The sequence below is a fragment of the Citrobacter sp. Cu233 genome, assembly GCF_030332225.1.
Classification (GTDB): Bacteria; Pseudomonadota; Gammaproteobacteria; order Enterobacterales; family Enterobacteriaceae; genus Citrobacter.
In genome coordinates, this window is sequence record NZ_JAOWIF010000031.1 from 42,039 (window position 1) to 57,080 (window position 15,042).

At 52.3% G+C, this 15,042-nt stretch carries 12 protein-coding genes; 6 read left to right on the forward strand and 6 right to left on the reverse strand.

Annotation, left to right across the window (positions count from 1 at the left end; genetic code table 11):
- Positions 1-168: 168 nt before the first annotated feature.
- Complete coding sequence (gene glyA, locus OGX95_RS06675) at positions 169-1,422, forward strand: serine hydroxymethyltransferase (RefSeq protein WP_286628857.1); 1,254 nt, start codon at positions 169-171, stop codon at positions 1,420-1,422.
- A gap of 79 nt (positions 1,423-1,501) precedes the next feature.
- On the opposite strand, the gene hcaD is transcribed toward glyA, so the two are convergent.
- From hcaD to hcaE, 5 genes are read right to left on the reverse strand one after another with little or no spacing between them, the layout of a single operon-like run.
- Positions 1,502-2,704, reverse strand: a complete 1,203-nt coding sequence (gene hcaD, locus OGX95_RS06680; RefSeq protein ID WP_286628859.1) for a phenylpropionate dioxygenase ferredoxin reductase subunit — start codon at positions 2,702-2,704, stop codon at positions 1,502-1,504.
- A 9-nt stretch (positions 2,705-2,713) separates the two neighbouring features.
- Complete coding sequence (gene hcaB / locus OGX95_RS06685; RefSeq protein ID WP_286628860.1) at positions 2,714-3,526, reverse strand: 3-phenylpropionate-dihydrodiol/cinnamic acid-dihydrodiol dehydrogenase; 813 nt, start codon at positions 3,524-3,526, stop codon at positions 2,714-2,716.
- Entirely contained in the window at positions 3,526-3,843 is a 318-nt protein-coding gene (gene hcaC / locus OGX95_RS06690; protein ID WP_286628862.1) for a 3-phenylpropionate/cinnamic acid dioxygenase ferredoxin subunit, read from the reverse strand. Before hcaC ends, hcaB begins: the two co-directional genes overlap by 1 nt.
- Positions 3,843-4,361 carry a 3-phenylpropionate/cinnamic acid dioxygenase subunit beta gene (gene hcaF, locus OGX95_RS06695; protein WP_286628863.1) on the reverse strand — a complete coding sequence of 173 codons (519 nt, stop codon included), beginning with the start codon at positions 4,359-4,361 and terminating at the stop codon, positions 3,843-3,845. The genes hcaC and hcaF overlap by 1 nt, the downstream gene beginning before the upstream one ends.
- On the reverse strand, positions 4,358-5,719 hold the full coding sequence (gene hcaE, locus OGX95_RS06700; RefSeq protein ID WP_286628865.1) for a 3-phenylpropionate/cinnamic acid dioxygenase subunit alpha: 1,362 nt from the start codon (positions 5,717-5,719) through the stop codon (positions 4,358-4,360). The genes hcaF and hcaE overlap by 4 nt, the downstream gene beginning before the upstream one ends.
- A gap of 135 nt (positions 5,720-5,854) precedes the next feature.
- On the opposite strand from hcaE, the gene hcaR reads away from it, so the two are divergent.
- On the forward strand, positions 5,855-6,748 hold the full coding sequence (hcaR, locus tag OGX95_RS06705) for a DNA-binding transcriptional regulator HcaR (protein WP_286628867.1): 894 nt from the start codon (positions 5,855-5,857) through the stop codon (positions 6,746-6,748).
- A gap of 3 nt (positions 6,749-6,751) precedes the next feature.
- Here hcaR and OGX95_RS06710 read toward each other — a convergent pair whose 3' ends face one another.
- A complete protein-coding gene (locus tag OGX95_RS06710) occupies positions 6,752-7,942 on the reverse strand; it encodes an ROK family transcriptional regulator (protein WP_286628869.1) in 1,191 nt (396 codons plus the stop codon).
- Between the two features lie 115 nt (positions 7,943-8,057).
- On the opposite strand from OGX95_RS06710, the gene OGX95_RS06715 reads away from it, so the two are divergent.
- From OGX95_RS06715 to OGX95_RS06730, 4 genes are all read left to right on the forward strand, one after another.
- On the forward strand, positions 8,058-11,339 hold the full coding sequence (locus tag OGX95_RS06715; RefSeq protein ID WP_286628871.1) for a DUF5107 domain-containing protein: 3,282 nt from the start codon (positions 8,058-8,060) through the stop codon (positions 11,337-11,339).
- A 140-nt stretch (positions 11,340-11,479) separates the two neighbouring features.
- Positions 11,480-12,463, forward strand: a complete 984-nt coding sequence (locus OGX95_RS06720; protein WP_286628873.1) for a substrate-binding domain-containing protein — start codon at positions 11,480-11,482, stop codon at positions 12,461-12,463.
- A gap of 33 nt (positions 12,464-12,496) precedes the next feature.
- Positions 12,497-14,011 (forward strand): sugar ABC transporter ATP-binding protein, encoded by a 1,515-nt coding sequence (locus OGX95_RS06725; RefSeq protein WP_286628875.1) that lies wholly within the window; start codon positions 12,497-12,499, stop codon positions 14,009-14,011.
- 27 nt (positions 14,012-14,038) lie between these two features.
- Complete coding sequence (locus OGX95_RS06730) at positions 14,039-15,037, forward strand: ABC transporter permease (RefSeq protein ID WP_286628876.1); 999 nt, start codon at positions 14,039-14,041, stop codon at positions 15,035-15,037.
- Positions 15,038-15,042: the final 5 nt, after the last annotated feature.

Genomic DNA, 15,042 nt, shown 5'->3' on the forward strand with positions numbered 1-15,042 from the left:
ATCTCTTTATTCTCCAAAGCCTTGTGTGCTGTGGAGGTAATCGTTTGCGTAAAATCCTTTGTCAAGACCTGTTATCGAGGAATGATTCGGTTATACTGTTGGCCGTTGTCCTATGGACCGCCTTTATAAGGCCTAAAAATTTATCGTTAGCTGAGTCAGGAGATGCGGATGTTAAAGCGTGAAATGAACATTGCCGATTATGATGCCGAACTGTGGCAGGCTATGGAGCAGGAAAAAGTACGTCAGGAAGAGCACATCGAACTGATCGCCTCCGAAAACTACACCAGCCCGCGTGTTATGCAGGCACAGGGTTCTCAGCTGACCAACAAATACGCTGAAGGTTATCCGGGCAAGCGCTACTACGGCGGTTGCGAATACGTTGATATCGTTGAGCAACTGGCGATCGACCGCGCGAAAGCGCTGTTTGGTGCTGATTACGCTAACGTCCAACCGCACTCAGGTTCTCAGGCTAACTTCGCTGTTTATACCGCTCTGCTGCAACCGGGCGATACCGTTCTGGGTATGAACCTGGCACAAGGCGGCCACCTGACTCACGGCTCCCCGGTAAACTTCTCCGGTAAACTGTACAACATCATCCCTTACGGTATTGATGAGTCCGGCAAAATTGACTACGAAGACATGGCTAAGCAGGCCAAAGAGCACAAGCCGAAGATGATCATCGGTGGCTTCTCTGCTTATTCCGGTGTGGTTGACTGGGCAAAAATGCGTGAAATCGCCGACAGCATCGGCGCATACCTGTTTGTTGACATGGCGCACGTTGCGGGTCTGATTGCCGCAGGCGTTTACCCGAACCCAGTTCCGCATGCTCATGTTGTGACTACCACCACCCACAAAACCCTGGCGGGTCCGCGTGGCGGCCTGATCCTGGCGAAAGGCGGTGACGAAGAGCTGTACAAAAAACTGAATTCCGCTGTCTTCCCAAATGCGCAGGGCGGCCCTCTGATGCACGTGATTGCCGGTAAAGCGGTAGCACTGAAAGAAGCGATGGAGCCAGAGTTCAAAGTTTACCAACAGCAGGTTGCTAAAAATGCCAAAGCGATGGTGGAAGTGTTCCTGAACCGTGGTTACAAAGTGGTTTCTGGCGGGACTGAAAACCACCTGTTCCTGCTGGATCTGGTTGACAAAAACCTGACCGGTAAAGAAGCTGACGCCGCGCTGGGCCGTGCTAACATCACCGTTAACAAAAACAGCGTTCCGAACGATCCGAAGAGCCCGTTTGTAACGTCCGGTATCCGCATTGGTTCTCCGGCTGTGACTCGTCGTGGCTTTAAAGAAGCAGAAGTGAAAGAACTGGCTGGCTGGATGTGTGACGTTCTGGACAACATCAATGACGAAGCTGTTATTGAGCGTGTGAAAGGTAAAGTGCTGGATATCTGTGCACGCTTCCCGGTTTACGCGTAAGCGTTAATCGTTTGATGTGAAAAAGGCCGCGAATGCGGCCTTTTTTGTGCCCGATGGCGCTGTGTTTATCAGGCCGTTATCACAACGACTTCAACGTTACGCTTTCATCACACAGCGCTTCCTTGCTCACCGCTCGTCCAGACTGAATCAGCTTACGCAGCACGCGCACTTCGCGTCCGTTGTTGAGCGCTACTGCGCCAATCAATGCCTCATTGCGTAGCTGGAACCAGATAGCCTTGCCGTCATCTGGATTGCCGCGAACGACCCAGCTCTCTCCACGCATATCGCCAACAAATTGTAGATTGTCATTAAATTGGTCGGTCCAGAACCAGGACGGGGGCAGTGTCGGTAGAGGTAATTCGAGCATAGCCGCTGCGGCAGTTTGCGCCTGATTATTGGCGTTTTCCCAGCTTTCACAACGTTGCAGCGTTCCGTCTGGCAAACGCTGTACTGCCACATCACCGGCGGCAAAAATGTTCGGATCTGCGGTTGTGCATGAGGCATCAATGATAATGCCATTTGCCACATCAAGACCCGCCTCACGGGCAAGCTCGTCGTTGGCAATAATCCCGATACCGTAAATCACGCTATCAACCTGAAGCTGCTCACCGCTTTGCAATGTAAGAGTAAGACGCTCTCCCTCAAACACCTGCTCAATCGCATTGTTGAGAATAAGGTGTACGCCTGCCTGCTGGTGGCGGGCGGTCAGGTAACGTTGTATCGGCGGCGGTGCGTTGCGACCCATCACCGTGGCGGCCAGTTCAATGACGGTGACCTGGCAACCGCGCTGCGTGGCGCTGGCTGCCAGCTCAAGTCCAATGGTTCCAGCCCCGACAATGGCGATCGACTGCCCGGGGCTGAGCGCTTCCCGCAGGCGTGCCGCATCCCCGGCGTGGCGCAGCGTGAAGCAGCGTTCGCCGAGCGTATCCAGTAATGGGAACGGTCGCGCAGCCGCACCTGTGGCAATCAGTAGCTGATCCCACGGGTAGGTCTGCCCGTCAGCCAATGCCAGCTCGTGGGTTTGTCGTCCGAGCGTTCGCACGGTTACGCCCAGATGCAGCTGAACGTTATTGTCCCGCCACCAGTCCGTGCTCAGCACCGGCTGTAGCTGTGGGACGTCGTCCAGCAGCATGGCTTTGGACAATGGAGGGCGTTCGTACGGCAGATGCGGTTCATTGGAGAACAGATGTATCTCGCCGTCAAACCCTTGCTGGCGCAGTGCTACCGCCGCCATCGCTGCGGCCTGTCCACCGCCGACGATAGCAATAATTTTGTTGTGCATAATGCCTCCTCAGAGATCCAGCCCGGCGGCAACGTGGCGAATACCGCGAATACCCAGACCCGCGTCGGCATTGATCATCACACCGCTCAACGTACGGTTATTGCGCCGCGATGCCAGCATCACGTATGGACCGGTAAAATCTGCCGGATCAGGGAAAAATTGCAGCGGTAGGATGGCGGCGATTTTTTCCGGCGTCAGTGATTGCATAATTGATGTATCGTTCTGACCCAACGCCTGCGGGCCGCGCAGGTCGGTTGCCATTCCGCACGGCCCTACGCCGTTGACACGAACTTTCGGTGCTAACTCGTAGGCTAACTGACGAATGAGTCCGGTTGCGGCGTGCTTGCTTGCGGTATACAACGGGCCACCGCCGCCGGGATACCATGCGGCATTGGAAAGGGTAAAAATGATACTGCCTTCGCTGGCGATTAGCGCGGGGGCGCAGGCTTTGGCCCCCAACAGATAACCCAGCACGTTGACGTTGAATAACTCGTGAAAGCCTGTCTCCAGTGCCTCAGCAGAGGTGTTCACCAACGATGCGTTATGATCCCAAATTCCCGCATTGCCGATAAAACAGTCCAGCTTGCCGAAGGTGGTGAGGATCTGATCCACTGCGCGCTGATAGTCGGCGTAGCAGGTGACGTTTCCTTCGACCGCCAGCACGTGTTCGCCAAAACGCTGGCGCAGGCTGGCGACTTTGGCTGCAGAGAGTTCCAGCGTGGCGACCCGCGCGCCTTCTTCAATAAAGCGTTCGACCAGCGCCAGCCCAAGACCGGAGCCACCGCCGGTAATAAAGACCACGTTATCGCGTAAATCGCTCATCAGGCCTCCTCAGGCATATCAATAAACACCTCGCCACCTTCCACGTACACCGTGTAGGTGGTCAGCGGATCGGTGGCGGGCAGGCACAGCGCTTTGCCGGTTTTCAGGCAGAAGCTGGCGGCATGCAGCGGGCACTCCACGGTGGCATCGTCTTCCAGATAACCTTCAGACATCGAGGCGTTACCGTGGCTACAGCGATCGTTAATGGCATAAAACTCACCGCCAACATTAAACAGCGCGATGACCGGCGAGGTGTCGAGCCGCAGCGCTTCACCCTCCGGCAAATCCCCTACGGGGCAAGCAAATACACGATTCATCAGAACAGTACACTCAGGTTATGGGAGGTGATCACCACCTGATCCAGCACGATCTCACGCTCCAGTAAACGCCACTCATCACCCGGCAGACGGCGAACTTTGTCTACGCGCATGCCAACATAAAAGGTTTCATCTCGCTCTTTTTGCGCGCGGTACAGCAGGTAGTTAAGGCGCACCGCGAACACGTCGGGTTGGCCCGTTTCGCTGACCTGCAGGTTGCTGATCAGATGACGAGTGCGGGATGGGGGTTCTTCCGCCCAGGCCATGCCGGTTTCCAGTCGTGCAATGCGGCGCTCGAGCTGATCTTTGTTGTCGTTGAAAATCCAGGTGGTCGGTGGCTGCACCCCTTTGCGGCGGTCGCGGGTCTGGGCATTCACCGTGGTACGCATGGTGTAACGGATTTCGTCGTCAAGCTGCGCCAGCCAGTCGCGAAACTTCCAGTCATCCAACAAGCTGGCTTCGTGGTAAAGAAACTGGGAAATGCGATGATGCAGTTCCAGAGAGACTAACGCGCTCATTTCATCACCTCCTGCTGGTAAGCGGCGGTTTTTTCCTGCACTTCCTGCCAGCTTTCGCTGCTTAACAAATCGGCCCAACGTTGATACATCCCACGCGCGGCGGTTTCCGAGAAGATGTAGTTGGTGATCCCCGGAATGCCGTCTTCACGACGCTTTTCCTGACCTAAGCCCATTTCCAGACACAGCTGGCTGTTACGTGCGCGATGGCCTTTGAGTAACTTCTGGATTTCACACCAGTTTTCCGAGTCATCTTGTTCAAGAAAACCGGCCGGGCCAAAGGCGCGGGTGGCGCTGTTTTCAAACGCGGCTTTCACGTCGTCAGAGGCTGCTTTATCGGTAATACAGAACGCCCACACTTCGACTTGATCCGGCCCGCGCGGGTGCCAGACGCGCAGCGTGGCGGTGCCGTTCAGCCAGGACAGAGTGGGGAAAATATTGTTGTGACCGGCCAGACGCAAGGCACGAACCTTACCCAGACGCTGTTCGGCTTCGGCGTAAGTATCGCGGTAGTAGCTGGAGACCTCGCCGTCGACCCAGACGTTGGCATCGGGTTTCTCGGTAAAGAAAAATCCGCTGCCATGTCCGTCCTGGCCGAATTGCAGCGCATCTTTGGCGGTTTCCCACACTGGACGTGCGGTTTGTCCGTCGCCCAGACGCTTATCGCTGCCGTCGTCTTTGGCGCCGAGCACCTGCACGGCAGAAGCGTGGCTGAACAGCGCGTGGTACTGGTCGCTGGCGAACTGCTCAGCAGGGAATTTCCAGTTACAGTCGATGGTCCATTTCTGTACGCCGCCGACGATTTCGGTGCCGCCTTCACGACGATCCAGCACGCCGTCCAGATACCAGGCGATGTCGCCGAGATAATCACGCAGTGCTGGTGCGGTGGTGTCCCAGTTACCGAAAATCAGCCCCTTGTAACTCTCGACGCCGGGGACCTCATTCAGGCCCCAGTGGGACTTGCACAACCCTTGTGGGTAAGCACGCGGCTCCAGCGGGACATCGATTAGCTCGCCGTTAATACCGTATGACCAGCCGTGATACGGGCAGGTAAAGGCGCGGGTGTTGCCGCAGTCAGCGTAACTGACGCGCATGGCGCGGTGACGGCATTGGTTGAGAAAGGCTTTGATGCTGCCGTCTTTCTGACGCACCACCACGACCGCATCCTCGCCCATGTAGGTGTTAAAAAAATCACCGGGCTTGGGGATTTGGCTTTCGTGGGCGAGAAAGAGCCAGCAGCGTCCGAAGATACGTTCCAGCTCCAGTTGGTAAATTTCAGGGTCGGTATAAATCCGTGGAGTTACGCGACCGTTTTGGGTATCAATCAGTTGGTAGATGTCTAAATTTGAGGGTGTGGTCATATTTTTTAATCCTGAAAGCTAAGATGTATTGACCTTCTTTTTTTGTGCCATAAGGATGTTGCTGGTTAGTTATCAATCTGTGAAATAGTAAATTTCTACCAGTTGAGACATTTTTTCGATAACAAGGAGAAGGGCATGGAACTGAGGCACTTACGCTATTTTGTCGCGGTGGCGCAGGCGCTGAATTTCACCCGTGCGGCAGAAAAGCTGCATACCTCTCAGCCGTCGTTGAGTAGCCAGATCCGTGATCTGGAGACCTATGTGGGCGTTCCGTTGCTGGTACGCGATAAGCGAAAAGTGGCTCTGACAGCGGCGGGAGAGTGCTTTTTACAGGATGCGCTGGCTATCCTCGAACAGGCGGAGAACGCGAAAACGCGCGCCCGTAAAACGGTGCAGGAAGATAAGCATTTTACGATTGGTTTTGTTCCTTCAGCAGAGGTGAATCTGCTGCCGAAGGTGCTGCCTTTGTTTCGTTTAAAACAACCGGATACACACATTGAACTGGTGAGTCTGATAACCACGGAGCAGGAAGAGAAGATCCTGCGTGGGGCGCTGGATGTTGGCTTAATGCGCCATCCGGTGTACAGCCCGGAACTGGACTACCTGGAACTTTTCCATGAGCCGCTGGTGGTGGTGCTACCGGTTAACCATCCGTTAGCCAGTGAAAAGGCGATATCGGCACAGCAACTGAACGGTGTCAATTTTGTCAGCACCGATCCCGCTTATTCCGGTGCGTTAGCGATGATTGTAAAAAACTGGTTCCAGCAGCAAAAAAGCCAGCCCAATATTGTACAGGTGGCGACCAATATTCTGGTGACCATGAACCTGGTCGGTATGGGACTGGGGGTAACTTTGATACCCGGTTATATGAATAATTTTAATACCGGTCAGGTGGTTTTCCGGCCAATTGTCGGCGATATCCCGACCATTTCACTGCTGATGGCGTGGAAAAAGGGGACGATAAAACCCGCGCTTGCTGATTTTATCGCCACGGTACAGGAACGTTTAGAGGTGAGTCTGACGGAGTAATGGTTACAGCTCGCTCAGTTGTGATTCCACATACAGGTAGCCAATGCCCATCAGTTGCTGGGCTCGGGTCAGTTTGCCAAAACTGATTTGGGTAGCCCTGGTGCGCGTGGTGTCATGATGATCAAAGGGATTAAACCCCGTCTGCTTGATAATGATATTCAGCCATTCTTCCCCAAAATCACAACCGCGACCGTATAATAAAATATTATTTATATTCAATATATTAAGAAAGTTGTAGAGGCTAAGCCCAATGGCGTTTGCTGAGTCTTCAACCCAGGTGTGAAGGCGGGAATCCCCTTGCTGCCATTTTTCTATTAAGGTATCGATGCTGAGTGCCTCAGGATTATCCGCAAGACCAGGATGGGTTTTTAGCCACATCCTCGCCTGCTTTTTCAATGAGCTGAGTGAAGCCACGGTTTCCAGGCAGCCGTACCGGCCACAATCACAAGCCACACCGTCTGGATTGATAATCGTGTGTCCGATTTGCCCACTACCGTAAAGGCTACCGCGCCATACCTGATCGTTAATAACGAACGACGATCCGATGCCGTAATCGACATTGATTACGCAAAAGTCCCGATACTGACCCTCATTTTGCCATTTTTCTGCCAGTGCCAGCATTACGCAGTCATTGTCGACCATAACGCGGACATTGAGCTTTTCTTCCAGCAGATATTTTATCTCCACCGGGTGCTTCCAGGGAGCCTGTGGCATGGTCTGCGACACACCGGTTCCCGTGTCAACCTGACCATGAACTGCCAGTGCCAGATTGATTTTTCGATTAGGCCAATTTCTGCGGTACTGATGCCAGCATTTCTCGATGGCGGTAAGTAATGCCTGAGGATTGGGGGCGTCAATAACATGGCATTCCACATCACCTTTTGGGCTCAGGCAGGCGTTGCCAAGCTGGCATTCGATGCTGGTTGGCGTGATGTTCATGCATAAAGTCCAGTCGCCATCGGGTGCGATAAGCCAGGCGCCGCTGCTATTGCCGCGTGAAAGGTTACCGTCCTGAACGTTTACGACGCGGCCTTCTTCTTCCAGTTCCTGAAGAATATTGCTAACGGCAGGAATAGAGATTTGCGCCAGTCGCGCAAGGGTGGATTTACTGGCGCGTTTTTTGCGATACAGATACTCCAGCAGTACGCCCTTGTTGTAACGGCGAATTTGCTGATTGTTAATGCAGGTTTTCATAAACTAAACCTTGTTAACTAAAATGCGTGATTATTGTGCATTAACGCACTAATTACGTCTATTAAACTGCTCTCATTATTTCACTTCAGTATGTCTTGTTAACTTTGAGGGCATTATGAGTTCAGTAAACGTTTGGCAGGAAACGGTACATATTCCGACCTATGAAACGGGGGCGCAGGATGTTCATCCCATGTTTCTGGAAAATCGAGTCTATCAGGGGTCTTCCGGGGCTGTGTATCCCTATGGTGTGACGGATACGCTGAGCGAGGATAAAACCCTAAAAGCCTGGCAGGCGGTATGGCTGGAAAACGATTATATCAAGGTAATGATTCTGCCCCAGCTAGGCGGCCGCGTGCACCGTGCGTGGGATAAGGTCAGGCAGCGTGATTTTGTTTATCACAATGATGTTATCAAGCCTGCTCTGGTGGGCCTGCTTGGCCCATGGATCTCTGGAGGAATAGAATTCAACTGGCCGCAGCACCATCGCCCCACGACCTATATGCCAGTGGACTTTACCATTAGCGAAAATGAGGATGGTTCGAAAACCGTTTGGGTTGGTGAGACCGAGCCGATGCATGGGCTGCAGGTGATGACCGGATTTACTCTGCGTCCGGAACGTGCGGCACTGGAGATTGGTAGCAGGGTCTACAACAGTAATGCCACGCCGCGCCATTTCTTATGGTGGGCGAATCCGGCGGTGAAAGGCGGTGACGGGCATCAAAGTGTTTTCCCACCGGATGTTACCGCAGTATTTGATCACGGCAAACGCGCAGTTTCAGCCTTTCCGGTCGCTACCGGAACGTATTACAAGGTGGACTACTCAGCTGGCGTCGATATCTCGCGCTATAAAAATGTCCCGGTACCGACCTCTTACATGGCAGAAAAATCAGAGTACGATTTTGTCGGCGCCTGGTGCCATGATGAAAATGGCGGGCTACTGCACGTTGCGGATCATCATATCGCACCGGGGAAAAAACAGTGGAGTTGGGGCTTTAGCGAATTTGGTCAGGCATGGGATAAAAATCTGACTGATGATAACGGTCCTTATATTGAGCTGATGACCGGTATTTTTGCTGATAACCAGCCAGATTTTACCTGGCTCGATCCGTTTGAAGAAAAACGCTTTGAGCAATATTTCCTGCCTTACCATTCGCTAGGTATGGTACAGAACGCCTCGCGCGATGCGGTGATTAAACTGCAGCGTGACGAAGATGGCATTGCCTGGGGCGTGTATGCCATCTCTCCTCTTACCGCACACTGTCTTACCGTTCGTGAAGAGGGCAACCCACAGCCGTTGTTGGATAAGGTAATTGAGCTGACGCCATGCGCTGTAGAACAAGGGACGCTTACAGGTATAGATCCCGCGCGTCTGACGATAGAGTTGTTTGATAGCCAGGGCAAGTGTGTTTTGCGCTATCAGGAGCATCAACCGCAGGAAATCCCGCTGCCGGAAGTGGCGAAAGCTCCGTTGAGAGCAGATGAAATTGTCAGCGTGGATGAAGCATGGTTTATCGGTCAGCATCTGGAGCAGTATCACCACGCCAGCCGTTCACCTTTCGACTATTACCTTCGTGGCATTGAGCTGGATCCGCAGGATTACCGATGCAATCTGGCGCTGGCGATGCTGGAATATAATCGTGCTGATTACCCGCAAGCGATTGATTATGCGACGCAGGCCTTGGTGCGTGCGCATCGTTTAAATAAAAACCCTCAGTGCGGTCAGGCAAGTATGATCCGCGCCAGCGCCAGAGAACGATTACAACAGTGGCATGATGCACAGGAGGATTTTTGGCGCGCGGTTTGGAGCGGCAACAGCAAAGCGGGCGGATATTACGGGCTTGCCCGGTTGGCTACGCGAAACGAGCGTTATGACGATGCCCTAAATTTTTGTCGGCAGAGTTTGTTGGCATGTCAGACTAACCAGGATGTGTTGTCACTGGAAACATTCTTACTCCATCTCACCGGTCGTCGCAGTGAGGCACGACTGCAGGTTGAAAAACTTTTGCGCGACTATCCCCTGAATCCCACTCTCTGGTGGATTAAGTCGGTGCTATCTGAAGCGGAATCGGACATAGCTCAATGGATGCGCGTGTGTCAGTCTCGGGATATTAACGCTCTTCAGACAGCCGGATTATTGCTGAGCTGGGGAATGGCTGAGCGAGCGAAAGCCGTACTGGTTAGGCTTGGCTGCCAGAAAACACTGCCGCTCTATTTACAGGCCAGCCTGAGCGAGGGTAATGAGCGAATAGCGTTGATAAACCGCGCCCGCGAAGTTTTTCCTGACTTCGTACGCTTTCCCAATCTATTGGTAGAGGTGGCGGCTCTGGAGAAGGTGACTGAGTGCTATTTTGCTCAGCATCTGCTTGCCTGCTTCCACTACAATCGCCGTAACTATGAGAAAGCGACCCGCTTGTGGCAGCACTGCGTTGAAATGGCCCCTGATTTTGCCGATGCCTGGCGAGGGCTGGCGATTCATGCGTGGAATAAGCAATCAGACGCTGACATGGCGGCAATATATCTGGATAAAGCCTGTGAACAGCAACCGGAGGATGCTCGTCTGCTGTTTGAACGCGATTTGCTGGATAAGCTTACTGCCACAGAACCAGAAAAACGTCTTGCCCGGTTAGAGGCACATCTTGCCACCGCTATGAAGCGTGATGATTTAACGGCGGAACTATTACACCTTTGGCATCTTGCCGGGAAGACTGAACAAGCGGCTGACGTTCTTTCTTCGCGTAAGTTTCATCCATGGGAAGGCGGCGAAGGAAAAATCACCAGCCAGTTTATTATCAATCATCTGTTGCAGGCCTGGCAGCATATCTATCAGCAGCAACCGCAGCAGGCTGAAGCGCTACTGAACTCGGCGTTGCACTATCCGGATAACCTTAGCGAAGGGCGACTGCCGGGACAAACGGATAACGATATCTGGTTTTGGTTGGGCGTTTGCGCAAGGCAACAGGGAAAGGAAGAGCGTGCCATCGAGTGCTTCCACAAGGCAACATTGGGTGATAGAGCGATCAATATTCATAGCTACTACAACGATCAGCCGGTGGACTACCTCTTCTGGCAAGGTATTGCCTTGCAGATGATTGGCGAGCATTCGGCCAGCAACCAGCTTTTTAGCGATATGTTGCAGTGGTCGCAGCATATGGAGACCGAACTGGTGGAGGCCGATTTCTTCGCGGTATCCCAGCCGGATCTGCTCGCGCTATATGCCGATATTCAAAAACAGCATCAGGAGAAATGTTTGTTCGTACGTTCTCTGGCGACAGCAGGACTGGGTGGGGGGGCGAGATACGAGCAGGCGCTGTCTGAGCTGGAAGCGTTGAATCCGGCCTGGGCGAAGGCAGCGCTGTTCCGACAGACAATACCGTTTGTGCTGCATCTCATTCACTAAAGAGTGTTTACTGTAATCTTTGAGCGGCCTGACCCGCCGCTTTTCCTGAGATGTTTAGAATATGTGAAATCCATCGGCGGAATGTCCATTTTCTGCTGAAGTCAAACAACAATAAATGCCTGACCCTACAGGAGGCACGTATGTCTAAAAATAAAGCAGTCTCATTTTTCTCATGTTTGCTGTTAACGTTGTTGAGTATTTCATTCCCAGGTTTTAGCGCAGAGAAAGAGGTTACCGTCGGTGCCATCTATCTTGATACTCAGGGCTATTATGCCGGTGTTCGTCAGGGTGTTCAGGATTCGGCGAAAGAGAATCAGGCGAAAATCCAACTGATTGAAACTAACGCTCAGGGAGACATTTCCAAAGAGAGCTCGTTTATCGATACGCTGGTTGCGCGTAACGTTGACGCCATCATTCTTTCTGCGGTTTCAGAAAATGGCAGCAGCCGTGCGATTCGCCGGGCCAATGAAGCGGGTATACCGGTTATTTGCTACAACACCTGTATTAATGATAAAGGCGTGGATAAGTATGTCTCAGCCTATCTGGTTGGCGATCCGCTTGAATTTGGTGAAAAACTGGGTGATGCCGCAGCCGATTACTTTATTGCCAATAACATCAATGCACCAAAAATAGCGGTAATTAACTGTGAAGCGTTTGAAGTGTGCGTACAGCGCCGAAAAGGCTTTGAAGCTGCGCTCAAGGCTCGCGTTCCGGATATGCAGATCGTTGCTAATCAGGAAGGGACCGTCCTTGATAAAGCTATCTCCGTGGGCGAAAAGCTGATTATTTCCTCATCTGACCTGGACGCCATTATGGGCGAATCCGGCGGTGCGACACTGGGGGCGGTGAAAGCCGTTCGTAACCAGAATAAAGTGGGAAAAATTGCTGTGTTCGGCTCTGATATGACGACAGAAATCGCTCAGGAATTGCAAAGCAATCAGGTGTTGAAAGCCGTTGTAGACATTTCCGGTAAGAAAATGGGCAATGCCGTTTTCGCGCAAACCATTAATCTGATTAATAAGACTCCACCAGCAAACAAAATCATCCCCGTGGATATCGATACCTACGTTAAATCTGAAGATGGCAAGCAATGGCTGGCTACGCATGTCGACGGCCTGCCTTAACGACACCTGTCCGCTAACTGAGGTAGTGATGTTATGACGGCAATAGAAAAAATGTCGATGCCGGTTGCGAAGATCGTTGGGGGAAATAAGCGTTATCCCGGCGTTGTTGCGCTGAATAGCGTTGATTTTACGCTCTCAAAAGGTGAGGTTCGCGCTCTACTGGGGAAAAATGGCGCGGGAAAATCCACACTTATTCGCATGCTGACCGGTAGTGAAAGCCCGGATAGCGGTGAAATTTGGTTGGGGGGGATCCGCCTTGAGGGTAACGATGCAACGCTGACGCGGCGTGCGGCAGAACTGGGGGTCAGGGCGGTATATCAGGAACTGAGTCTGGTTGATGGATTAACGGTTGCGGAGAATCTCTGCCTTGGTCAGTGGCCGTACCGCAATGGCGTGATTGACCAGACTATGATGGCTTGCCAGGCCGCAGAGGCACTGGCTGCTCTTGGTGTTGATGTCCCCCCGGGTGCGCTTGTCGACACACTGAGCCCGGCACAAAAGCAGTTGGTAGAGATTGCCCGCGTGATGAAGGGCCAGCCGCAGGTCGTGATCCTTGACGAACCAACCAGTTCTTTGGCTAATGCGGAAGTTGAGCTGGTTATCAACGCGGTGAAACGGATGTCGGCGCTTGGCATTGCCGTGATTTATGTTAGCCATCGTATGGAGGAGATACGCCGAATCGCTTCCTGTGCAACCATCATGCGTGATGGTCAGGTGGCGGGCGATGTTTCTCTGGAGTGCACGACCACTCAGGAAATTGTCTCGTTGATGTTGGGCAGGGAGCATATCGCTCTCCCCTTAGTGAAATCAGACATCTCGTTAACGACTCCGGTTTTGCAGGTTGCTCAGCTATGCCACCCGCCTAAGCTGCAAAAGATTAATTTTACGTTGCATCGCGGCGAAGTGTTGGGGATTGCCGGACTGCTGGGATCGGGCCGTAGCGAGTTACTTAAGGCCATTATCGGATTAGAACCTTTTGCCAGCGGAGAAATCACGCTGAATGGGGTGAGTATTTCGCGGCCGGAATACAGTGCAATGCTGAAAAGCGGTATTGGCTATACCCCGGAAAATCGTAAGGAGGCGGGGATCATTCCGCTACTGGGTGTGGATGAAAATACGGTGATGACTAACCGACACAAAGTGAGTCAACGTGGCGTGTTGAACTGGCAGCGGATCCAGGAATTGACTGCGGCGGTGATGAGCCGGATGACGGTGAAAGCGGCGAATACGCAAACTGCAATTGGGACCTTATCGGGCGGCAATCAGCAAAAGGTGGTGATTGGACGCTGGGTTTATGCCGGAAGTGAAATTTTGCTCCTTGATGAGCCGACGCGCGGAGTCGATATTGAAGCTAAGCAGCAGATATATCACATTGTACGGGAGTTGGCCGCAGAAGGTAAAAGCGTCATATTTATTTCTAGCGAAGTAGAAGAGTTGCCTTTGGTTTGCGATCGTATTTTGTTGCTGCAAAACGGCGAGTTTACTCGTGAGCTTTTAGCCCCTGTAAATGTCGATGAATTAATGTCGGCAATTTTATCCACGCATTAGCGATTACGTTTATTGAGGAACTAACAGATGTCTGCCTCATCATTAACGCTGCCGCAAGGCAAAAATTCCACACCCAAGCAGTTTATCAGTCGCCATATTAATGAAATTGGTCTGCTGGTGGTTATTGCTATTTTATATCTGGTCTTTTCATTTAATGCACCAGGGTTTATTTCAATAAACAACCAAATGAACGTGTTACGTGATGCTGCAACGATTGGGATTGCTGCATGGGCGATGACACTCATTATTATCTCCGGTGAGATAGATGTGAGCGTTGGGCCGATGGTGGCGTTTATCTCCGTCTGCCTGGCTTTCTTGCTGCAGTTTCAGGTGCCACTTAGCGTAGCCTGCCTGTTAGTTTTAATACTGGGGGCTGCCCTGGGCACTCTCGCCGGAGTACTGAGAGGAGTATTCAACGTTCCAAGCTTTGTGGCCACATTAGGTTTGTGGAGCGCATTACGCGGTATGGGGCTGTTTATGACTAATGCGCTCCCGGTACCCATCGATGAAAATGAGATACTTGACTGGCTTGGAGGACAACTTTTCGGCATTCCTGTATCGGCATTAATTATGCTGATTCTGTTTGTCATCTTTGTTTTCATCAGTCGCAAGACCGCGTTTGGCCGTTCCGTTTTTGCTACCGGTGGTAATGCGACCGCAGCCCAACTCTGCGGGATTAACGTCAAGCGGGTGCGTATTTTAATATTTACGCTTTCTGGTTTGCTGGCCGCAATTACCGGCATTCTTTTGGCGGCAAGGCTCGGCTCAGGTAATGCGGGAGCAGCCAATGGCCTAGAATTTGACGTTATTGCGGCAGTAGTGGTCGGAGGTACTGCGCTGTCGGGAGGGCGCGGCTCGCTGTTTGGCACGCTACTCGGCGTATTGGTTATCACCCTTATTGGCAATGGATTGGTGCTGCTGGGCATTAATTCATTCTTCCAGCAGGTCGTTCGCGGATTGATTATTGTGGTGGCGGTGTTGGCTAATATATTGCTGACCCAGCGCAACAATAAACGAAAACATTAATATTC